The 321-nt window shown below is 70.7% G+C and carries 1 pseudogene; it reads right to left on the bottom strand.

What is annotated here, in order from left to right:
• A pseudogene (locus tag EN786_RS36785) lies at positions 1-321 on the bottom strand (AI-2E family transporter); the annotation flags it as partial.

Genomic DNA, 321 nt, shown 5'->3' on the forward strand with positions numbered 1-321 from the left:
GCGCGCCGGCTGGCGACGGCGGCGGTGGGCGGGCTTCAGCATGACGGCGGGCTTGTTGGAAAGCGCGCCGGTCACCGCATCGACCATGCCGAAGGCGACGAAGTCGGCATTGAGGGTGCCGGCCAGTTCGGCCGCCGCTTCGCCATCGCCATTGCCGACCTCCGACCAGAAGACGATGCCGACGCGCAGCTTGGCCTTGATGCGCTTCAGCCGCCGCACCATGAAGCGCGCGTGCTGGGTGGACTGGCGGTTGAGGAAGCCGACGACGACGGCGTCGGCCGCGTCCAGCTCGAGGCGGCGGACCGCTGACGGTTCGAGGTC

The organism is Mesorhizobium sp. M4B.F.Ca.ET.143.01.1.1 (assembly GCF_004792275.1).
GTDB lineage: Bacteria > Pseudomonadota > Alphaproteobacteria > Rhizobiales > Rhizobiaceae > Mesorhizobium > Mesorhizobium abyssinicae.